The organism is Streptomyces sp. NBC_00252, from assembly GCF_036187565.1.
Taxonomy (GTDB): domain Bacteria; phylum Actinomycetota; class Actinomycetes; order Streptomycetales; family Streptomycetaceae; genus Streptomyces.
In genome coordinates, this window is the sequence record NZ_CP108087.1 from 2566127 (window position 1) to 2587429 (window position 21303).

The following is a 21303-nucleotide window of genomic DNA, read 5'->3' on the forward strand; positions in this document are numbered from 1 at the left end:
TTAGGGTGGACCACCATGGGAGCGGGCGGAGTTGACGAGGATACGGCGATGACACGACTCGACGGCCGGGTCGAGCGGGGCAACCGCACCCGGCGGCTCGTCCTGCGCCGCACCGTCGACATCGCCTCCGTCGAGGGCCTGGAGGCGCTGTCCGTGGGGCGGTTGGCCACCGAGCTGCGGCTCAGCAAGAGCGGGGTGTTCGCGCTCTTCGGCTCCAAGCAGGAGCTGCAGCTGGCGACCGTGCGCGAGGCCGCCCGCATCTACACCGAGCAGGTGATCGTGCCCGCCGCCGAAGTCGCCCCCGGTATCGGCCGGTTGTGGCGGCTGTGCGAACTGTGGCTGGAGTACTCGCGGGGCCGGGTCTTCCCCGGCGGCTGCTTCTTCTACGGGGTCATCGCCGAGTTCGACGCCCGCTCCGGGCCGGTGCACGACGCGATGGTCGGCGCGCACCGGACCTGGATGTCCCTCGTGGAGCGGACCGCCGCCGAGGCCCGGGACACCGGCGAGCTGCGGGCCGACACCGACATACCCCAACTCGCTTTCGAGATCGTCGCGTTGATGGAGACGTCCAACGCGTTCTCCGTGCTGCACGACGAGGAGACCGTGTACCGCAGGGCCCGTACCGGCATAGCGGCCCGGCTTCGGGGCGCGGCCACCGACCCCGCCACGGCGCCTCAAGTCCCCTGACATACACGGCATTTCCCCTCCTCCCGATTTCGGCCGAAAACAAGTAGCACGATCGTTCGCACAGTTTTACGCTCAAGTCTCATGACCACCACCGGAACGGACATCGTCGAGCTCGACCGGATCGCCGTCCACGAGGCCCTGCGCGTAGTGGAGTCGGCGCAGGCGGAGGACTGGGAGCGGGACACCCCCTGCGCGGGCTGGGACCTGCGGCGGCTCGTGGCGCACATGGCCGCGCAGCATCACGGGTTCGCGGCGGCCGCACGCGGCACGGGCCAGGACCTGAACTCCTGGCGGGAGCCCGCGGACATGAGCGAACCGGCCCGTACGCACCGCGCGGCGGCCACCGACGTCCTCGCCGCGTTCGCCGAACCCGGCGCCACCGAGCGGGAGTTCACCCTGCCGGAGCTCGGCGCGAGCTTCCCCGGCCGGACGGCGATCAGCTTCCACTTCGTCGACTACGTGGTCCACGCCTGGGACGTCGCCGCCACTCTCGGCGTACCGCTGGACCTGTCGGACGACGTGCTCGACATCGCCCTGACCGTCGCCCAGCTGGTGCCCACCGACCCGGCCGGCCGCGGACCGGGATTCGCCTTCGCTCCGCCTCTCGACGTACCGCCGGACGCCGGACCGCTCGACGAGACGCTACGGCTGCTGGGCCGGGCGCCGGAGCAGTGGCCGACGAAGCACTGACACACGGGCCGACGCAGGGCTGACGTGGGCTTGACGGAGGGTGGGCGAACTCCCCTTCTTTGCCTGCCCTTTGAGAAAAGCTGCCCTCCCCTTGAGCAAAGCGACCCGACCGCTCGTACCTCCTGGCACTGGCCACGTGTCGACTTCTCCAACGACCAGTTGGTTTCCCCGGGAGGCTCCCTTGCGTCGTATCAACGGTACGGCTGTGCTCATCACGGCCATCGTCGCCACCACCGGTGCGCTCGCCTTTCCCGTGTGGTCGTACTCCGACCGCGCGGGCACCGGGCAGGCGAACGTGGCGGCGGGCACCGTGAACACCGAGTGGGGCCCGCTGACAGCCGCCGACCGGGACCTGATCGTGCGGGTGCGGCTGGCCGGGCTGTGGGAGCTGCCCGCGGGCCAGCAGGCGATCGAGCGGGCGCCGACCCAGGCGATCAAGGAGGCCGGTGACCATCTCATCGTCGGCCACACCGACCTCGACAAGCGGGTGCGGATCATCGCGGCCCAGCTCAATGTCGCGCTGCCGAACGTCCCGAACGAACAACAGCAGGGCTGGCTGCGGGAGATGAGCGCCGCGACCGGCGCCGATTACGAGTACAAGTTCGCCAACCTGCTGCGGGCCGCGCACGGCAAGATCTTCCCGGCCATCGGCGCCGTCCGGAACACCACCCGCAACACGCTCGTACGGCAGCTCGCCTCGGACGCCAACCAGACCGTGCTCGACCACATCACGATGCTGGAGAAGACCGGCCGGGTCGACTTCGACGCCATCGCCAACGAGATCGCGAACGCCTCCACCGCCAGCCCGACCGGCCCCGCCGCACCGGCGCCCGGCGTGCCCGTGCCCTCCGCCCCGGCCGCCGAGGCGAGCGGCGACATCGGCGCCACCTCACGGCCGTCCCCGGCGGCACCGGGCACGGTGAACACCGGGCGACCGGATCCGGTCGACTCGAACGGCATCCTGGGGTAGGAGACAGCTCCCGAACCTCAAATGTTGCTCTGAAGGTGACGCGGCCGGGGTTCGGGGGCCGCTGTTCCGGCGATACCCCCGTCACGCCGGAACAGCGGCCATGAGGAGTTCATGGATTTCCTGGAGGACGGGGACGGACGATGGAGCGACTGGGGACGGGCATCGGCTGGCGGCCGGAGATCGCGGACGCCGTGGAACGCATGCCGGGCATCGACTGGGTCGAGGCCGTGGCCGAGAACGTCTGCCCCGGCCACCTCCCCGACTCCCTCCTACGGCTGCGCGAACGCGGCGTGACCGTGATCCCGCACGGCGTCTCCCTCGGCCTCGGCGGCGCCGACCGCCCGGACGAGTCCCGGCTGACGGCGCTCGCCGAGCGGGCCGAGGCGCTGGGCGCGCCCCTGGTCACCGAGCACATCGCGTTCGTCCGCGCGGGCGGCCCGCTGACCGCCTCCCCGCTCCTGGAAGCCGGCCACCTGCTGCCCGTGCCGCGCACCCGGGACGCCCTCGACGTGCTCTGCGAGAACATCCGCATCGCCCAGGCCGCGCTGCCCGTACCCCTCGCCGTCGAGAACATCGCCGCGCTGCTCGCCTGGCCGGGCGAGGAGATGACCGAGGGCCAGTTCCTGTACGACCTGGCCGACCGCACCGGCGTACGCCTCCTCATCGACGTCGCCAACCTGCACACCAACCACGTCAACCGCGGCGAGGACCCGGCCAAGGCCCTCGCCGAACTCCCCGTCGAGGCCATCGCCTACGTCCATGTCGCGGGCGGCATCGAGCGCGACGGCGTGTGGCACGACACCCATGCCCATCCCGTGCCCGCGACGGTCCTCGACATCCTGACCGACCTGGCTTCCCGCGTCTCCCCGCCGGGGGTGCTGCTGGAGCGGGACGACAACTTCCCCGAACCGGCCGAGCTGGAGCGGGAGTTGGAGGCGATTCAGGGGGCGCTGACCAAGGGGTGGGCGCGGGGGACGACGAGCGGGGCGGCCTCGCTGCGCGCAAGGACAAAGGCCAGGACAGAGACGGAGGCGCTACGGGCCGCAGGGGCGCCGGAGACGGCATCCGCACCCCGGACCACGCGGCCCGCCCCGGCCCCGGACACCGACCCCGCCCGCCAGCGCCTCGCCCTGGCCGAGACCACCCTCCTCTCCGCCCTGGTCGCCGGCACTCCTGTCCCCGACGGCTTCGACCGTGTACGGCTCGGGGTGCAGGCGCGGGCGCTCGGGGTGAAGCGTGCGGACGTCGTGGCGAAGGTCGCCCCCGAACTGCCGGAGATCCTCGGGGAGTCGTACCGCCCGGCGTTCCTCGCGTACGCGCACTCGCACCCGATGACCGGCGGCTACCGCCGTGACGCGCTGGACTTCGCCGGGCAGCTGCTGCTGTCGGGCGGGCCCGAGGACGCCGAGGCGCGGCGGGAGTTGCGGGAGTGGTGGCTGGAGCGCTCGGGTCCCGTCCCCCGGTCGAGGCGGCCCGCGGTGCGGCTCGCCCGCGCGACCCGGCGGGTGCTGCTGGGCCGCTGAGGGGGCGGAGCGGGGCTGACGTGGGGCCTTGGGAGGTGACAGTGACCCCACAGTAATGTTGTGGTCCCGCACGAGAAGCGCACTCACGTGCGGTGCCGTGACAGGAGGCACCCCATGCGACCGCGCCCCCCCGCACAAGGCCGAGGCATCTTCAGTGGCACCGGCATCATCGTCATCGGCCTGACCGCGACCCTGGCCGCGCTGATCTTCCCGGTCTGGTCCTACGCCGACCGGTCCGGCACGGCCGGTGCCAGCGTGCTCAGCGACCAGACCGTGACGACGCGGTACGGGCCGCTGTCCGCCCTGGACCGGGACTTCGTCACGAAGGTCCGGCTGGCCGGGCTGTGGGAGCTGCCCGCCGGGCAGCAGGCGGAAGAAAAGGGCACGACCGCGGCCGTACGGACGGCGGGGCAGCATCTCATCGACGGTCACACGTTCCTCGACGAGCGGGTGCGGGACGTCGCCTCGCAGCTCGGGGTGCCGCTGCCCAACCAGCCCAACGCGCAGCAACAGCAGTGGCTCGCCACGCTCAACGCGGCGCAGGGGGTGGACTTCGACCGCAAGTTCGCCAACATCCTGCGCCTCGCGCACGGCCGGGTCTTCACGGTGGTCGCGCAGGTCCGGGCCACCACGCAGAACTCCCTGGTCCGCTCGCTCGCCGACGACGCGAACACGACCGTCCTGGACCACATCAAGGTCCTGGAGGCCACCGGCGACGTCGACTTCGCCCAGCTGGCCCGGGACATGGCGGCGTCGAGCTCGCCCGCGCCCAGCGTCTCCGCCGCGGCCGACCCCGGCCAGGTCGTCCCGCTGGCCCCGTCGGTCTCGCCGACCTACACGCTCCCGCCGGCCGCCTCCAGCCCGCGGGCGTCGGCACAGCCGTAGACCTGTTTCGGCCGTGGGTGGTTTCCGGACAACCGGAACGTCACATGCCGACAACGCTCTGTCCGGATTGTGAACAAGGCATGGCGTCGCGCTGGGCCCTTGGCATAGAAACGTGGCATGTTCTGGGTCCTTCTCCTGCTCCTGGCCTGGGCCGTCGCCGGCACGGCGTGCACGCGGCTGTGCCTGGCCGCCGTCAGAGCGGCGGCCGTCGACGCGGACGACACGGGCACGGGACATGATCTGACGCTCTACGAGGCGGCGTTCCTGTCCGGCGGTCCCGCGCGGGTCGCCGATCTGACGCTCGTCTCCATGGCGCGGCAGCACCGGCTGCTGCTCGCGCACACCGGCTGGGCGACCGTCGTCGACCCGCGCGGCCGGGACGCCATCGAGCGGTCGGTGATAGGCGCGATCGGTCCCGAGGGGCAGTCCAGGATCGGCCCGGTGCGGGCCACCGCGGCGGCCACGGACGCGGTGCGCGACCTCGCGGTCCGGCTCGTCGACGCGGGTCTCGCCGTACCGGACGGGAGTACGACCACTGTCGCGTCCGGGGTCCGGCAGGTGCGCGCCGCCGCGCTCGTCGTGCTCGGGCTGGGCGCGACCGCGCTGCTGACGCCGGGGGCGGAGATGCCGCGGGGCCTGGTCGCGCTCTGGTTCGCGCTGCCGCTCGCGCTCACGCTGAGCTGTCTGGCCATCGCGCGGGTCGAGGTGCACCCGTACTCGCGCTGGGCCTCCCCGGCCGGTCAGCGGCTGCTGGGCACGCTCGCGCGGCACGCGGGCAGCGGTGACGACCGTACGTATCTGACGTCGGTGGCCGTACGCGGCATCCGCGCGGTCGGCGAGCCGGATCTGCGGGCGGCGTTCGCACACCGCGAGCAGTACGAGCGGCGCCGCTGACCACCTCGTGAGGGCGCTCCCCGGGGGCGCACGGGGGTCATTGGGGCCGACACCGCCCGACGGTGCTTGCCTTCGCCTGGAAGCGAACGAAACATCCCCTTTGTTGCTGCCGTGCTCCGAAGGGATACGCCACCATGCGAGCCGCCGCCCTGTACTCGGCCGCCGGGTCCTTGCTCCTGACCACCCTCGCCGCCGCCCCGGCCACCGGCACCACGGCCGTTCCCGGCGTCCGGGCAGCCGAGTCCACCGGCACCGCGCTGGCCGCCGCGCACGCCCGGGCGAAGGGCATCACCTTCGGCAAGTGCCCGGACGCGCAGGACCTGCCCGGCACCATGGAGTGCGGCACGGTCTCCGTCCCGCTCGACTACGCGCACCCCGACGGCACGCAGATCAAGCTGACCGTCAGCCGCGCCCACGCCACCCACAAGGACCCGCACAACAGCAAGCGAAGAGTCCCCCGCCAGGGCTCCCTGGTCTACAACCCGGGCGGCCCCGGCGCCTCCGGCCTCTACTTCCCGCTGATCGGCATGCTCCCCGAGTGGAAGCGCATCGCGTCGGCCTACGACCTCGTCGGCTACGCCCCGCGCGGCGTCGACAAGTCGGCGCCGCTGTCCTGCGAGGACCCCAAGCACTTCTTCAAGGCGCCCTCGCAGTCGCCCACTTACCCCTCCGAGTCGTACAAGAAGGAACGCATCGCGGAGGCCAAGGCCTACGCCCGCGGCTGCGCAAAGCGCTCCGGCAGCAAGCTCCGCTTCTACACCTCCCTCAACAACGCCCGCGACCTGGACGTCCTGCGCGCCGCGCTCGGCGAGGACCGGCTGACGTTCATGGGCGCGTCCTACGGGACGTACTTCGGGGCGGTGTACGCGACGATGTTCCCCACGCACGTACGGCGGATGGTGTTCGACTCGGCGGTGAACCCGGACCCCGAGCAGATCTGGTACCGCAACAACCTCGACCAGTCGGCCGCGTTCGAGGGCCGCTGGACGGACTTCCGGGAGTGGATCGCCAAGCACGACGACGTCTACGGCCTCGGCGACACGGCGGACGAGGTCCTCGCCAACTACCGCAAGGCCGAGGCGCGGCTCGCCGAGAAGCCCGCGGGCGGGAAGGTGGGGCCCGCGCAGTTGCAGGGCGCGATCCTGTCCGCCGGGTACTACGACGACTACTGGCCGCACAGCGCGGCGGCCCTGTCGGCGTATCTGAAGGGTGACCCCAAGCAGTTGATCCAGCAGGCCGGGCCCACGCCCGGGGCGGCCGTCGAGGCGGAGAACGGGAACGCGGTGTACACGGCCGTCGAGTGCAACGACGCGGCCTGGCCCACCGATTGGCGGACCTGGGACCGGGACAACACTCGGCTCGCTCGGGTGGCGCCGTTCGAGACGTGGGACAACGTGTGGATGAATCTGCCGTGCGCGTACTGGCCCGCGCCGCGTCAGCAGCCTTTGGATGTGCGCACGGGTCCGCGTGAGTTGCCGCCGGTGCTGATCATGGCTGCCGAGCGGGATGCGGCTACGCCGTATGACGGGGCGTTGGAGTTGCAACGGCGGTTGTCGGGCTCGGTGTTGGTGACCGAGCTGGATGCCGGGACGCATGGGATTGCCGGTGGATCCAACAAGTGCGTCAACGGGTACCTGGACGCGTACCTGTTGGAGGGGCGGTTGCCTGAGCGGCGCGCCGCTTGCGCGCCGCATCAGGAGCCGAAGCCGAGTCCCGCGCGGGCAGGTCGTAAGTAGTCTGCCGGCCGGTGGGGGCTGGTCGCGCCCACGCGGCGGAGCCGCATGCCGACACAGCCCCGCGCCCCTTTGAGGCGCCTTACGCCAGGCCGGCTACCAACTCACCGATGTCCTTGCGGCGGCCGGTGTAGAAGGGGACCTCTTCTCGGACGTGCATGCGGGCCTCGGAGGCTCGGAGGTGGCGCATGAGGTCGACGATGCGGTAGAGCTCGTCGGCCTCGAAGGCCAGGAGCCATTCGTAGTCGCCGAGGGAGAAGGAGGCGACCGTGTTGGCGCGGACGTCCGGGTAGCCGCGGGCCATCTTGCCGTGGTCGGCGAGCATACGGCGGCGGTCCTCGTCGGGGAGCAGGTACCAGTCGTAGGAGCGCACGAACGGGTACACGCTGACGTAGTTGCGCGGGGTCTCGTCGGCCAGGAAGGCCGGGATGTGCGAGCGGTTGAACTCGGCGGGGCGGTGCAGCGCCATGTTCGACCAGACCGGCTCCAGGGCTCGGCCGAGCTTCGTGCGGCGGAAGAGGTTGTACGCCTCCTGCAGCTGGTCGGCGGTCTCGGCGTGCCACCAGATCATGAGGTCGGCGTCGGCACGCAGGCCCGAGACGTCGTACGTGCCGCGGACGGTCACGTCCTTCGCGGCGAGCTGGTCGAACAGCTCCTGGACCTCGTCGGCGTAACCGGCGCGGTCCTCGGGCAGCACATCCTTCAGCTTGAAGACGGACCACAGGGTGTAGCGGATGGCCTCGTTGAGGTCCTTGGCCAGCTTGCCCTTGTTCGGGACACGGCCGGGGTCGGTGGTGGGGGCGTCGTCGCTCATGGGGCTATTCTCCCGCTCCGCCGGAGGCGCTCGGCACCGGGTCACCGGTCAGCCGCTCCACGGCCGCGTGCGCGCTCGCGATGGTGGCCGGGATGCCCACACCGTCGTACACGGCACCGCAGACGGCGAGGCCGGGCAGCTTGGCCACGTGTTCGCGGACGCGGGCCACGCGCGCGTGGTGGCCCACCGGGTACTGGGGCAGGCCGTCGGTCCAGCGGGTGACGCGGGTCTCCAGGGGGGTGGCGTCCAGGCCGGTCGCCTCGCGCAGGTCGTGACGCGAGACGTCCACCAGGCCGGTGTCGTCGCGCTCCAGGATCGCCGTCTCGCCGTACCGGCCGACCGAGGTGCGCAGGACGACCACGTCCGGGTTCTCGTCGGCGATCCAGCCCCACTTCTGGGAGGCGAACGTGGACGCCTTGATGGTGCGGCCGTCGACCGGGGGCACCAAGAAGCCGCTGCCTTCGGGGAGTTCGATGTCCGCGCGCCGGTAGGCGAGGGTGACGAGGGCCATCGACGCGTACTCGACGGCCGCCAACTCGGTTGCCGCGCCCGGTGCTTCGGGGCGCAGCAGCTCGGCGGCCACCGGGGCGGGAACGGCGACGATCACGCCGTCGGCATCCAGGACGCGGTCTCCGGCGACGACCCGCCAGCCCGATGTGCCGCTGCGGCGCAGCTCCGTCACCGGGGTCCCGGTGAGGATCTCGGCGCCCCGCGCCCGGGCCGACTCCGCCACGGCGAGCGGGAGTCGGCCCACTCCGCCCTGGATGCCCATGAAGACCGGGCCGGTCTGCTGTGCGGCGGCGGCGCGCTCCTGGATGCCCCGGACGGCCTCGGTGAGGGAGTCGTGGGTCTTCGCCGCCTGGTACAGCTGCGGGACGGCCGAGCGCATCGAGATGCGGTACGCGTCGCCTGCGTAGACCCCGCCCAGGAGGGGTTCGACCAGGCGGTCGACGACCTCGCGGCCGAGGCGTGCCGCCACGTACTCGCCGACCGCGACGTCGTCGCCGACCTCCGTGCGGGGCAGGTCGGCGTCGCGCTCGATGCGGTGCAGGCCCTCGTCCGAGAGGACTCCGGAGAGCGCGGAGGCGGTGCCGGGGACGCCCATGACATGGCCCTTGGGCATGGGGCGCAGGGCACCCCTGGTCCAGATCGACGCGGTGGCTGTGGAGGGCGTCCGGAGGTGGTCGGTGAGGCCCACCTCGCGGGCCAGGGCGACGGCCTCGGGGCGGCGGGCCAGCATCGACTCGGCGCCGAGGTCCACGCGGGCGCCCGCGATCTCACCCGGCAGCAGCTTGCCGCCGACCCGGTCCGACGCCTCGACGACGGTCACGCGCACGCCCCTGTCCAGCAGCCGGTGTGCGGCGGCCAGCCCGCCGATCCCGGCGCCGATGACGACGACATGCCCTGTGCCCGTACGAGTCTCCACTTCGCGCATGCCCCCAGCCTCTCAGACCCCACTGACAGTCCGACTCCGGGCCGGTGTCCGGCGCGAGTCCCGACCGTGACCGCATCGGGACCGTTTCCCGCCAACGTCCCGCCCGGTCCCGGCGTCGAAGGTGCGTCAGTCGTCACGACGAACCCCCGGGGGTAGCGACACATGCGCACACGACACTCCGTACGGCCCCTCCAGGCTCTTGCCGCGCTCCTGCTGGCCTCCTCGCTCGCGCTGGCCGGGTGCAGCGGCGGCGCGAGCGACAAGACGTCCAGCGCGAGTGATGCCGGCGGAGACGCCAAGGCCGCCGCTCCGGACACCGCCCGGCAGGAGGGCGCGGCGGGCAGCGGCAACGCCAGGAACACCAAGGCGGTGCCCAAGCTCACCGCGAGCAGCATCATCCGTACCGCCTCGCTGTCGGTGCGCGTCAAGGACGTACCGAAGGCGCTCGACGAGGCCCGTACCACCACGGAGAACGCGGGCGGGTTCGTCGGCAACGAGTCCACCACCCGCGACGGGCAGGGGCACGAGCGCACGCAGGTCGTGCTGCGGGTGCCCAGCGACAAGTACGACGAGGTCCTCGCCGACCTGGAGGGTGCGGGCAAGCTGCTGCAGCGGACCGCGAAGGCGCAGGACGTCACCGATCAGGTCGTGGACGTGGAGAGCCGCATCGCCTCGCAGCGGGCCAGCGTGGCACGCGTGCGTGAGCTGATGGACCGGGCCACCAAGTTGAGCGATGTGGTGGAGCTGGAGGGCGAGTTGAGCACCCGCGAGTCCGACCTGGAGGCGCTGCTCGCCCAACAGGCCTCCCTGAAGGACCGCACCAGCCTGGCGACCATCACGCTGTCCCTGTCGCAGACCCCGGTCGCGAAGGCCGCCGCGAAGGACGACGGGCCCGGTTTCGTGGACGCGGTCGCGGGCGGCTGGCATGTCTTCGTGACGATGCTGCGGTGGATCGCCCTGTCCCTCGGCGCGGTGCTGCCGTTCGCGGCCGTGGCGGCACTGGCGCTCTTCGTGTGGCTGCGTCTCGTGCGGCCGCGCCGGGCGGGGACGGTGCCGGCGGCCACCGGGGCGGGCGCTCTGCCGGAGCAGGGCGGGCAGGACTGAAATGATCGGTCCCCGTAGCGTGTTCGCATGAGCATGAGCCGTGCGAGGGGTACCCGGGAACGACTGGTCGTCATCGGCGGTGACGCCGCGGGCATGTCCGCGGCGTCGCAGGCCCGCCGTCTGAAAGGGCCGGACGAGCTGGAGATCGTGGCCTTCGAGCGGGGCCACTTCACGTCGTACTCGGCCTGCGGCATCCCCTACTGGGTGGGCGGTGACGTGGCCGCCCCGGAGGAGCTGATCGCCCGCACCCCGGAGGAGCATCGCGAGCGCGACATCGACCTGCGCATGCGCACCGAGGTCGTCGAGCTCGACGTCGCGGGCGGGCGGGTACGCGCGCGTGACGTCGATTCCGGGGAGGAGTCCTGGACGTCGTACGACAAGCTCGTGATCGGGACCGGGGCGCGGCCGATCCGGCCGGAGCTGCCCGGGGTGGACGCGCCCGGGGTGCACGGGGTGCAGACGCTCGACGACGGGCAGGCGCTGCTCGACTCGCTGGCACGCACGCGTGGACGTCGTGCGGTGGTGGTCGGTGCCGGGTACATCGGGGTCGAGATGGCGGAGGCGTTCGTCAACCGCGGGTATGAGGTGACCGTCGTCAACCGGGGCACGGAACCGATGTCCACACTCGACCCGGACATGGGGCGGCTGGTGCACAAGGCGATGGAGGGTCTGGGCATCACCATGGTCAACGACGCCCGGGTCACCGCCCTGCGCACGGGGGACGACGGGCGGGTGCGGGCCGTGGTCACGGAGGACGCGGAGTACCCGGCGGACGTGGTGGTCCTGGGGATCGGCGTCCGCCCGGAGACGACGCTGGCGATGGCCGCGGGGCTGCCGCTCGGACAGCATGGCGGGCTGCTCACCGACCTGGCGATGCGGGTGCGCGGGCACGAGAACATCTGGGCCGGGGGCGACTGCGTCGAGGTGCTCGACCTGGTCTCCGGGCAGGAGCGGCACATCGCCCTGGGGACGCACGCCAACAAGCACGGGCAGGTCATCGGCACCAATGTGGGCGGCGGTTACGCCACCTTCCCCGGGGTGGTCGGTACGGCCGTGAGCAAGGTGTGCGATCTGGAGATCGCGCGTACCGGGCTGCGCGAGAAGGACGCCCACCGCGCGGGCCTGCAGTTCGAGGCGGTGACCATCGAGTCGACCAGCCGCGCGGGCTACTACCCGGAGGCCTCGCTCATGACGGTGAAGATGCTCGCCGAACGCCGTACCGGCCGTCTTCTGGGCGTGCAGATCGTCGGCCGGGAGGGCGCCGCGAAGCGTGTCGACATCGCGGCGGTCGCCCTCACGGCCCGTATGACGGTGGAACAGATGACGGCCCTGGACCTGGGGTACGCGCCGCCGTTCTCCCCGGTGTGGGACCCGGTCCTGGTGGCGGCCAGAAAGGCGACCGCGAAGGTCCAGGCGGGTATGCGGTAAAGCGTTTACGCCGAGCCGTTGATGCGGTCTATCGCCTGCCGTGCCTGCTCGGCCGGCGGCCTGGCGGGCAGGGACGAGACGGACGCGCTCGGCGGGACCATGGCGGCGGGCTGAGCCCCGGCCGGCTTGGCGTGGGCGCCCAGGGCGTTGGAGCGCAGCCGGTTGCTCACCGCCTCGTCCAGGGTCACGGGCCGCTGCATCTGGGCGGCGAGGCGGCCCGCCTCCTGACCCAGCCGGGCGACGTCCTCCCAGGGGAGGCGCACCACCAGGGAGATCTCGGCCTCGCCGTCGGGCGTGGCTGTCAGCTGCGGAGAAATTCGGTCGTTCATCGCCTGTTCCTCACGTCGTCCCCGCGACCCGCCTTCCCCGCGCCGCGGGCGGTTGAGGAGTCATACGCACTGGCGGACGGCGGTGTTCACCGGTTCGCCGCGCGGATCGGGGGCAGTAATTTCATGTGGTCATCCCCGTCCATGACGTGAACCCGGTGCGCCGCACCCCTTGGGTGACGTATGCGCTCGTCGCCGCGAATGTGCTCGTCTTCCTGTTCACGCCCGGAATGGCGGGCTCCGTGGCGGGCGGCAGCGACCTTTCGCAGCTGTGTCATCTGCAGGCGTTCCTGGATCACTACGCGGCCGTGCCGCGGGAGTTGATCCACCACCAAATGCCGCAGCTCGTCCCGACCGGCGGCGTCCAGGCGGGCCCCGGCGGAGCGAGCTGCGCGGCGGGACCGCCGACCTACGACAAGTCGGCCCCGCTGAGCGTGTTCACCGCGATGTTCCTGCACGGCAGCTGGATCCACCTGCTGGGCAACATGCTGTTCCTGATGATCTTCGGCAACAACGTCGAGGACCGCATGGGCCACATCCGCTTCACGCTCTTCTACGTGGTGTGCGGCTACGCGGCGGGCTACGGCTTCGCGCTGCTCAACGCCGACTCCGGGGACCCGCTGATCGGCGCCTCAGGGGCGATCGCCGGTGTCCTGGGCGCGTATCTGGTGCTGTACGCGAAGGCCAGGGTGTGGGTCCTGGTGCCGTTCCTGTTCTTCCTGCCGCTGCGCCTGCCGGCCTGGCTGGTGCTGGGCTTCTGGTTCGTGCTCCAGGCGTTCTACTCGGCCGGCGAGGGCGTCTCCGACGCGGGCACCGTGGCGTACGCGGCGCATGTGGTCGGCTTCCTGGCGGGCATGCTGCTGGCCTGGCCGCTCAAGGCGGGCACTCCCCCGCCGCCGGAACCGCGCGGCCTGCTGTTCGGCAGGCGGGCGCGGCCCCGGCACACGTGGTGAGCGGGCTCAGCGGGCCGTCTGCGTGTGGACGTACTCGACGAGCCGGGTGAGGGAGTCCGGGTCGGTGTTCGGCATCACGCCGTGCCCGAGGTTGAAGATGTGGCCCTCCAGGCCCTTCGCCGCGTCCAGGACCTCGCGGGTCTTGGTCTCGACGGCCTCCGTGGAGGCGAACAGGACGGTCGGGTCGAGATTGCCCTGGAGCGCCTTGCCGGGGCCGACGCGGCGGGCGGCCTCGTCCAGCGGGACGCGCCAGTCGACGCCGACGACGTCCGCGCCGGCCTCACCCATCAGGCCGAGCAGCTCGCCGGTGCCGACGCCGAAGTGGATGCGCGGGACGCCGTAGCCCTCGACGGCCTGGAAGACCTTCGAGGAGGCGGGGAGGACCGAGCGGCGGTAATCGGCCGGGGCGAGGGCGCCGGCCCAGGAGTCGAAGACCTGGACGGCGCTGGCGCCCGCCTCGATCTGGACCTTGAGGAACGCGGACGTGATGTCGGCGAGGCGGTCGAGGAGGTCGGTCCAGAGCTCGGGGTCGCCGTACATGATCGCCTTGGCGTTCTCGTACGTGCGGGACGGGCCGCCCTCGATGAGGTAGCTCGCGAGGGTGAACGGGGCGCCGGCGAAGCCGATGAGGGGGGTGGAGCCGAGCTCGGCGGTCAGCAGGCCGATGGCCTCCGTGACGTAGGAGACGTCCTCGGGGGTGAGGTCGCGGAGCTGGGCCAGGTCGGCGCGGGTGCGGATCGGGTTCGCCACGACCGGGCCGACACCGGGCTTGATGTCGAGGTCGATGCCGATGGCCTTGAGCGGGACGACGATGTCGCTGAAGTAGACCGCCGCGTCCACCTTGTGCCTGCGCACCGGCTGGAGGGTGATCTCGGCGACCAGCTCGGGCCGCGTGCAGGACTCCAGCATGGGGATGCCCGTGCGCGCCTTGTGGTACTCCGGCAGCGAGCGCCCGGCCTGCCGCATGAACCACACGGGCGTGTGCGGTACGGGCTCACGCCTGCACGCCTTCATGAAGGCGGAGTCGTAAGTGGCGGTCTGCTGCTGGCCCGCGGGGCTCTGGTTGGCACTCACGGGGCAAGTCTCGCACGGCGCCAGAAGGCGATTACACGGTGTGCTGAGCGGAAGAGCGGGTGTCTAGTCCCGCACGATGCCTCCGTTCCCCTTAATCTTCCCGCATGGCTGCGGCTCAGGGACGATTGTCGGATGGCGCTGACGGGATGGACGACTCCAAGGAGGGGGACCGGGATGGGGGCGGCGGGGCGCCGCCGGCTTTCCAGGCCGCGGTCAAGGCCCTGCGGAACAGCCGGCTGAGGCCGCAGATCGAGATCGATCCGACGCCCGCTCCCCAGCGGCTCGCGCCGTACGCGTACGCGCTGGAGGCCGCGGTCGTCGACGGCGACCAGGACCTGGCCGACGGCCGGCTGGTGCTGCTGCACGACCCGGCCGGGCACGACGCCTGGCACGGCACGTTCCGGCTGGTGACGCTGGTGCGCGCCGAGCTGGAGGCGGAGATGGCGGCGGACCCGCTGCTGCCCGACGTGTGCTGGTCCTGGCTGACGGGTGCGCTCCAGGCGCGCGGACTGACGTACGGAGAGCCGAGCGGCACCGTCACCCGGGCCAGCTCCCACTACTTCGGCGGGCTGTCCGAGCGGCCGTCCGCCTCGCAGATCGAGATCCGCGCCTCGTGGACTCCGCGCGAGGGGCTCGGCGGCGTGCCGGACACGGCGGCGCATCTCGCCTCCTGGTGCGATCTGCTGGCCCAGGTCGCGGGCCTGCCCCCGGCGGGCCCGGGCGACGCGTCCATCGTCACGCTGCCGCAGCGCAGGGGCCCGCAGTCACGCTGAGACTTACCCGAGGCACACCGAGGTCTTACCGATCACTTCCGGTGTCTTTGTCGATACGGCCACTTTCAATCAGGAGTGGCCCATCGAACGAGCCGTTTCGTGCACCGAACGATCGACAGCGTGTCCGAATTGCACTGATTGCTACTCACTAAATCGTGATCTTTCTCTAAAGGACCTGGGGTTTGGTGCCGAAGACGACTGTGACCTTGAAAGTCGTCCCACACCCCAGGAGGCCTGGTGTCCGTTCTCCTCGAGCAGCCCGCAAGCCTGGTCGCCTACCGCCCGAACAAGCCGACCGCCATGGTGGTCGTGGCCGACCCGCGCGTCCGCTCCACCGTCACCCGCCACTTGTGGGCGCTCGGTGTGCGCGACGTCATCGAGGCCTCGTCCGTCGCGGAGGCTCGTCCCCGCATCGGCAACCCCCGCGACATCTGTGTCGCTGACGTCCACCTCCCCGACGGCTCCGGTCTCACCCTGCTCTCCGAGACCAGAGCCGCAGGCTGGCCGAACGGCCTGGCCCTGTCCGCCGCCGACGACATCGGTGCCGTGCGCAACGCCCTCGCGGGCGGCGTCAAGGGCTACGTCGTCACCGGCACCCGCACCAACGTCGGGCTCCCCACCCGGCCCGGCGCCGCCCCCATCGGCTCCGCCGCCGCCCGTATGCACCGCCGCCCCCCGGGTTCCCCGAGCCACCCGGGTGGCTACCGCGAACTGTCCGGCCGAGAGGTCGAGGTCCTGCGCCTGGTCGCGGAGGGCCAGTCCAACAAGGCCATCGGCGTCTCCATGGGCCTGTCCGCACTGACCGTCAAGAGCCACCTCGCCCGCATCGCCCGCAAGCTCGGCACGGGCGACCGCGCCGGCATGGTGGCGGTGGCGCTGCGCACCGGAATCATCCACTGACCCTGTCCCGCGACCCCGTCCCCGCTTCCCCTTCCGCTCCCCTTCCCGCTCCCCCTTCGAGCCGTGAACCGGATCTTTCACTTACCTGACTGGTTTACGACCCCCAGACGCCCGTCGACGGAACGTTCCGTCGGCGGGCGTTGTCCATACACGGATACCCTTGACAGGTGACCGACGCCCAAGAAACCGCAGCAGACAGCTCACTGCGAACCACCGGAGGCGCCCCTCCGGACGACGTCGAACCGGCGCCGATCCCTTTGCTCGAGCCCCGAGAGGGCATTCCGCCCGTGATCGCCGACGAGGAGGCCCTCGCCGAGGCGATCGCGGCCTTCGCCGCCGGCACGGGTCCCCTCGCCGTCGACGCCGAGCGCGCGTCCGGCTACCGCTACGGACAGCGCGCCTATCTGGTGCAGCTGCGCCGTGAGGGCGCGGGCACCGCACTGATCGACCCCGTCGCCTGCCCCGACCTGTCCGGGCTCGGCGAGGCCGTCGCCGGCGTCGAGTGGGTGCTGCACGCGGCCACCCAGGACCTGCCGTGTCTGCGCGAGATAGGCATGGTGCCGACGCGGCTCTTCGACACCGAGCTGGCTGGTCGGCTCGCCGGATTCCCGCGGGTCGGCCTGGGCGCCATGGTCGAGAGCGTCCTCGGTTTCGTCCTGGAGAAGGGCCACTCCGCCGTCGACTGGTCCACCCGCCCGCTGCCCGAACCCTGGCTGCGCTACGCCGCCCTCGACGTCGAGCTCCTCGTCGACCTGCGGGACGCCCTGGAGAAGGAGCTCGACCGGCAGGGCAAGCTGGACTGGGCCCGCCAGGAGTTCGACGCGATCGCGTCCGCGCCGCCCGCGGAGCCCCGCAAGGACCCGTGGCGTCGTACGTCCGGGATGCACAAGGTACGGCGGCGCCGGCAGCTCGCTGTCGTGCGCGAGCTGTGGCAGACGCGGGACCGGATCGCACAGCGGCGCGATGTGTCTCCGGGGAAGGTGCTGTCCGACGGGGCGATCGTGGAGGCCGCGCTCTCCCTTCCCGCCGATGTGCAGGCGCTGGCCGCGCTGAACGGGTTCGGGCATCGGATGGGGCGGCGGCAGCTGGAGCAGTGGCAGGTGGCCGTGGACCGGGCCAAGGCGCTGCCCGACTCGGCGTTGCCACAGCCCGGGCAGCCGGTCACCGGGCCGCCGCCGCCGCGCGCCTGGGCCGACAAGGATCCTGAGGCTGCGGCTCGGCTGTCCGCGGCGCGGGCTGCTGTGTCTGCGGTGGCCGAGGGGCTGAACATGCCTCAGGAGAACCTCATTACTCCGGATACCGTGCGGCGGGTTTGCTGGGAGCCGCCGAAGAGTGTGGATGTGGAGTCCGTGGGGGCGGCTCTTGCCGGGTACGGGGCTCGGGCTTGGCAGGTTGAGCAGGTTGCGCCGGTTTTGGTCGAGGCTTTGACCGCGAAGGCGCCGTAGGGGTCTGTGTCGTTTTGCGGGTGTGGGCTCGTATGGCCGGTCGCGCAGTTCCCCGGGCCCCTGAAGACAAAAAGGCCTCCGAAGCGGAACCGGGGCGTCGAGATCAGGCCAAGATCCTCGGGGTGCGGGTAGGGAACCGGGTGTGGGCGAGTGTGACGTTCGCCGCTCCCGGCCCCGGGACTGGGCAGCTTGGTTACTCGCAAGTAGCATGGGTACTGAGCGCGCGCTCAGCGCATCGCAGCAGTGCCGATCCCGCACCCTGGAGGAGAGCCAATCGTGCCTCGTACCGTCAGGGACGTCGTCTTCGTAGACGGCGTCCGTACCCCGTTCGGCAAGGCGGGCCCGAAGGGCATCTACCACGAGACCCGGGCCGACGACCTCGTCGTGAAGGCGATCCGGGAGCTGCTGCGCCGCAACCCCGGGCTCGACCCCGCGCAGATCGACGAGGTCGCCATCGCCGCGACCACGCAGATCGGTGACCAGGGCCTGACCCTGGGCCGGACCGCGGGCATCCTCGCCGGGCTGCCCCAGTCGGTGCCCGGTTACTCCATCGACCGCATGTGCGCGGGTGCGCTGACCGCCGTCACGACCACCGCGGGCTCCATCGCCTTCGGGGCGTACGACGCCGTCATCGCCGGTGGTGTCGAGCACATGGGCCGCCACCCCATGGGCGAGGGCGTGGACCCGAACCCGCGGTTCGTGAGCGAGAAGCTGGTCGACGACTCCGCGCTGTTCATGGGCATGACCGCGGAGAACCTGCACGACCGCTACCCCACGATCACCAAGCAGCGCGCCGACGAGTACGCGGTGCGTTCGCAGGAGAAGGCCGCCAAGGCGTACGCCAACGGCAAGATCCAGCAGGACCTGGTGCCGATCTCGGTGCGCAACACCAACGACCAGGTGGGCGAGGTGGGTTGGGGTCTGGTGACCGCCGACGAGCCGATGCGCCCGGGGACCACCCTGGAGAACCTGGCCGGTCTGAAGACGCCGTTCCGTGTGCACGGCCGGGTCACCGCGGGCAACGCGGCCGGTCTGAACGACGGTGCCACCGCGTCGATCATCGCGAGCGAGGACTTCGCCCGCGAGCACGACCTGCCGGTCAAGATGCGCCTCGTGTCGTACGCCTTCGCGGGCGTCGAGCCGGAGGTCATGGGCTACGGCCCGATCCCCGCGACCGAGAAGGCGCTCGCCAAGGCGGGCCTCGGCATCGGTGACATCGGCCTCTTCGAGGTCAACGAGGCCTTCGCCGTCCAGGTGCTGGCCTTCCTTGAGCACTACGGCATCGCGGACGACGACGCGCGCGTCAACCAGTACGGCGGCGCGATCGCCTTCGGTCACCCGCTGGCCTCGTCGGGCGTACGCCTGATGACGCAGCTGGCCCGTCAGTTCGAGGAGCAGCCGAACGTCCGCTACGGCCTGACGACGATGTGCGTCGGCTTCGGCATGGGCGCCACGGTCATCTGGGAGAACCCGCACTTCGAGGGGGACAAGTGAGCACCACCACCGAGCTTCTGAAGGGTGCGGCCGAGCTGTTCCCCGACGAGGTCGTGACGTCCGCGCACGTCCGCCACCTCGAACTGCCGTACGGCGCCGGGCGGTTCGCGCTCATCACGCTGGACAACGGCTTCGACCACACCAAGCCGACCACCTTCGGCCCGGCCTCGCTGGCGAACCTCAACACCGCCATCGACCAGGTCGAGAAGGAGGCGTCGGCCGGCGAGATCGTCGGTGTCGGCATCACCGGAAAGCCCTTCGTCTTCGCCGTCGGCGCGGACCTCAAGGGTGTCGAGCTGCTCAAGAACCACGACGACGCCCTCGCCATCGGCAAGGGCGGCCACGAGGTCTTCAAGCGCCTCGCGGACATCGCGGTGCCGACGTTCACGTACTACAACGGCGCGGCCATGGGCGGCGGTGTCGAGGTCGGTCTGCACTGCGAGTACCGCACGGTGTCGAAGCACATCGCGGCCTTCTCGCTGCCCGAGGTCTTCCTCGGCCTGGTCCCCGGCTGGGGCGGCTGCACGCTGCTGCCGAACCTGATCGGCGCGGAGAAGGCCGTCTCGGTGATCATCGAGAACAGCCTCAACCAGAACAAGCAGCTCAAGGGCCAGCAGGTCTTCGACCTCGGGATCGCGGACGCGCTCTTCGAGGGCGCCGACTTCCTGGAGCAGTCGCTGATCTGGACGGCGAACGTCCTCAAGGGCGACATCAAGGTCGAGCGTCCGGCGATCGACCGCGGCGAGGCCTGGGACCAGGCCGTCGCCAAGGGCCGGTTCGTCGCGGACTCCAAGGTGCACGGCGCGGCCCCGGCCGCCTACCGCGCCCTCGACATCATCGGCGCCGCGAAGAACGGCGACCTCCAGCAGGGCTACGACGCCGAGGACCTGGCGCTCGCCGACCTGATCATGGGCGGTGAACTCCGCGCCGGCATCTACGCGTTCAACCTCGTGCAGAAGCGCGGCAAGCGTCCGGCGGGTGCGCCCGACAAGAACCTGGCGCGTCCGGTGACGAAGGTCGGCGTGGTCGGCGCGGGCCTGATGGCCTCGCAGCTCGCCCTGCTGTTCCTGCGCCGCCTCGAGGTGCCGGTCGTCCTCACGGACATCGACCAGGAGCGTGTCGACAAGGGTGTGGGCTACGTCCACGCCGAGATCGAGAAGCTGCTCGGCAAGGGCCGTATCAACCAGGACAAGGCCAACCGCCTCAAGGCCCTGGTGACCGGCGTGCTGGACAAGGCCGAGGGCTTCTCCGACGCCGACTTCATCATCGAGGCCGTCTTCGAGGAGATCGGCGTCAAGCAGCAGGTGTTCGCGGAGGTCGAGGCGGTCGCCCCGGCGCACGCGATCCTCGCCACCAACACCTCCTCGCTTTCGGTGTCCGAGATGGCGTCGAAGCTGAAGAACCCCGAGCGGGTCGTCGGCTTCCACTTCTTCAACCCCGTGGCGATTCTCCCCCTGTTGGAGATCGTGCGCGGCGAGCAGACGGACGACGCCTCGCTCGCGACCGCGTTCGCGGTGGCCAAGAAGCTGAAGAAGACTGCCGTGTTGGTGAAGGACGCCCCGGCGTTCGTCGTCAACCGCATCCTCACCCGCTTCATGGGCGAGATCCAGAACGTCATCGACGAGGGCACCCCGGTCGCGGTCGCCGAGAAGGCCGTCGAGCCGCTCGGTCTGCCCATGTCCCCGCTGGTACTCCTGGAGTTGGTCGGTCCGGCGATCGGGCTGCATGTCTCGGAGACCCTCAACCGGGCCTTCCCCGACCGCTTCACGGTCTCCCCGAACCTCGCGGCCGTCGTCAAGGCGGGCAAGCGCGGCTTCTACGTCTACGACAGCGGGAAGCCAGAACTCGACCCCGAGGTCGCCGCGTTGCTCCAGCAGGGCGACTCGGTGCTGACCGAGGAGCAGGTGCGGGACCGGGTCCTGGACGCGGTGGCGCAGGAGATCGGCCTGATGCTCGACGAGGGCGTCGTCGCCGAGGCGCAGGACATCGACCTGTGCCTGATCACCGGCGCGGGCTGGCCCTTCCACCTGGGCGGCATCACGCCGTACCTGGACCGCGAGGGTGTCTCGCAGCGGGTGAACGGCAAGCCGTTCCTGGCCCCGGGTCTGGCCAGCGTTCCGGCGTGATGTGACGACCGGCGACTGACAAAGGGGGCCTCCGCGCGATCGTGCGGAG

19 protein-coding genes are annotated in these 21303 nt (G+C 71.3%); 15 read left to right on the plus strand and 4 right to left on the minus strand.

Translation table 11 applies throughout. The features are described from left to right. Positions 1-48: 48 nt before the first annotated feature. The 7 genes from OHT77_RS11110 (at position 49) to OHT77_RS11140 (ending at position 7385) form a co-directional block, all read left to right on the plus strand. Positions 49-687, plus strand: coding sequence for a TetR/AcrR family transcriptional regulator (locus OHT77_RS11110; RefSeq protein WP_328828071.1), 639 nt, complete (start codon positions 49-51; stop codon positions 685-687). A gap of 81 nt (positions 688-768) precedes the next feature. After that, on the plus strand, positions 769-1377 hold the full coding sequence (locus OHT77_RS11115; RefSeq protein ID WP_328828072.1) for a TIGR03086 family metal-binding protein: 609 nt from the start codon (positions 769-771) through the stop codon (positions 1375-1377). A gap of 181 nt (positions 1378-1558) precedes the next feature. After that, positions 1559-2347: a DUF4142 domain-containing protein gene (locus OHT77_RS11120; RefSeq protein ID WP_328828074.1), complete on the plus strand. Its 789-nt coding sequence runs from the start codon at positions 1559-1561 to the stop codon at positions 2345-2347. Positions 2348-2487: 140 nt separating this feature from the next. Further along, on the plus strand, positions 2488-3870 hold the full coding sequence (locus OHT77_RS11125; protein WP_328828076.1) for a DUF692 domain-containing protein: 1383 nt from the start codon (positions 2488-2490) through the stop codon (positions 3868-3870). Between the two features lie 114 nt (positions 3871-3984). Next, on the plus strand, positions 3985-4755 hold the full coding sequence (locus OHT77_RS11130) for a DUF4142 domain-containing protein (RefSeq protein ID WP_328828077.1): 771 nt from the start codon (positions 3985-3987) through the stop codon (positions 4753-4755). A gap of 117 nt (positions 4756-4872) precedes the next feature. Then, positions 4873-5649, plus strand: coding sequence for a TIGR04222 domain-containing membrane protein (locus OHT77_RS11135; protein ID WP_328828078.1), 777 nt, complete (start codon positions 4873-4875; stop codon positions 5647-5649). Positions 5650-5783: 134 nt separating this feature from the next. Next, positions 5784-7385 (plus strand): alpha/beta hydrolase, encoded by a 1602-nt coding sequence (locus OHT77_RS11140; RefSeq protein WP_328828080.1) that lies wholly within the window; start codon positions 5784-5786, stop codon positions 7383-7385. Positions 7386-7464: 79 nt separating this feature from the next. Here OHT77_RS11140 and hemQ read toward each other — a convergent pair whose 3' ends face one another. Further along, positions 7465-8196, minus strand: coding sequence for a hydrogen peroxide-dependent heme synthase (gene hemQ, locus OHT77_RS11145; RefSeq protein WP_328828081.1), 732 nt, complete (start codon positions 8194-8196; stop codon positions 7465-7467). 4 nt (positions 8197-8200) lie between these two features. Further along, a complete protein-coding gene (gene hemG / locus OHT77_RS11150; protein ID WP_328828082.1) occupies positions 8201-9631 on the minus strand; it encodes a protoporphyrinogen oxidase in 1431 nt (476 codons plus the stop codon). A gap of 162 nt (positions 9632-9793) precedes the next feature. Between hemG and OHT77_RS11155 the strand changes: the two genes are divergently transcribed. After that, positions 9794-10735 (plus strand): DUF4349 domain-containing protein, encoded by a 942-nt coding sequence (locus tag OHT77_RS11155; RefSeq protein ID WP_328828083.1) that lies wholly within the window; start codon positions 9794-9796, stop codon positions 10733-10735. 27 nt (positions 10736-10762) lie between these two features. Next, a complete protein-coding gene (locus OHT77_RS11160; protein ID WP_328828084.1) occupies positions 10763-12163 on the plus strand; it encodes an FAD-dependent oxidoreductase in 1401 nt (466 codons plus the stop codon). A 5-nt stretch (positions 12164-12168) separates the two neighbouring features. On the opposite strand, the gene OHT77_RS11165 is transcribed toward OHT77_RS11160, so the two are convergent. After that, entirely contained in the window at positions 12169-12492 is a 324-nt protein-coding gene (locus OHT77_RS11165; protein WP_328828085.1) for a hypothetical protein, read from the minus strand. A 125-nt stretch (positions 12493-12617) separates the two neighbouring features. On the opposite strand from OHT77_RS11165, the gene OHT77_RS11170 reads away from it, so the two are divergent. Continuing rightward, a complete protein-coding gene (locus OHT77_RS11170; protein WP_328828086.1) occupies positions 12618-13442 on the plus strand; it encodes a rhomboid family intramembrane serine protease in 825 nt (274 codons plus the stop codon). 6 nt (positions 13443-13448) lie between these two features. Here OHT77_RS11170 and hemE read toward each other — a convergent pair whose 3' ends face one another. Continuing rightward, positions 13449-14516, minus strand: coding sequence for a uroporphyrinogen decarboxylase (gene hemE / locus OHT77_RS11175; protein ID WP_328828087.1), 1068 nt, complete (start codon positions 14514-14516; stop codon positions 13449-13451). A 146-nt stretch (positions 14517-14662) separates the two neighbouring features. On the opposite strand from hemE, the gene OHT77_RS11180 reads away from it, so the two are divergent. From OHT77_RS11180 to OHT77_RS11200, 5 genes are all read left to right on the plus strand, one after another. Further along, entirely contained in the window at positions 14663-15289 is a 627-nt protein-coding gene (locus OHT77_RS11180) for a DUF3000 domain-containing protein (RefSeq protein WP_328828088.1), read from the plus strand. A gap of 237 nt (positions 15290-15526) precedes the next feature. After that, positions 15527-16189 carry a response regulator transcription factor gene (locus OHT77_RS11185; protein WP_030605794.1) on the plus strand — a complete coding sequence of 221 codons (663 nt, stop codon included), beginning with the start codon at positions 15527-15529 and terminating at the stop codon, positions 16187-16189. Between the two features lie 167 nt (positions 16190-16356). Then, entirely contained in the window at positions 16357-17634 is a 1278-nt protein-coding gene (locus OHT77_RS11190; protein ID WP_328828089.1) for a ribonuclease D, read from the plus strand. Positions 17635-17910: 276 nt separating this feature from the next. Then, the gene (locus tag OHT77_RS11195; protein WP_328828090.1) at positions 17911-19128 is read left to right on the plus strand and encodes a thiolase family protein; all 1218 of its coding nucleotides are present in this window, start codon (positions 17911-17913) and stop codon (positions 19126-19128) included. After that, entirely contained in the window at positions 19125-21254 is a 2130-nt protein-coding gene (locus OHT77_RS11200) for a 3-hydroxyacyl-CoA dehydrogenase NAD-binding domain-containing protein (RefSeq protein ID WP_328828092.1), read from the plus strand. Before OHT77_RS11195 ends, OHT77_RS11200 begins: the two co-directional genes overlap by 4 nt. Positions 21255-21303: the final 49 nt, after the last annotated feature.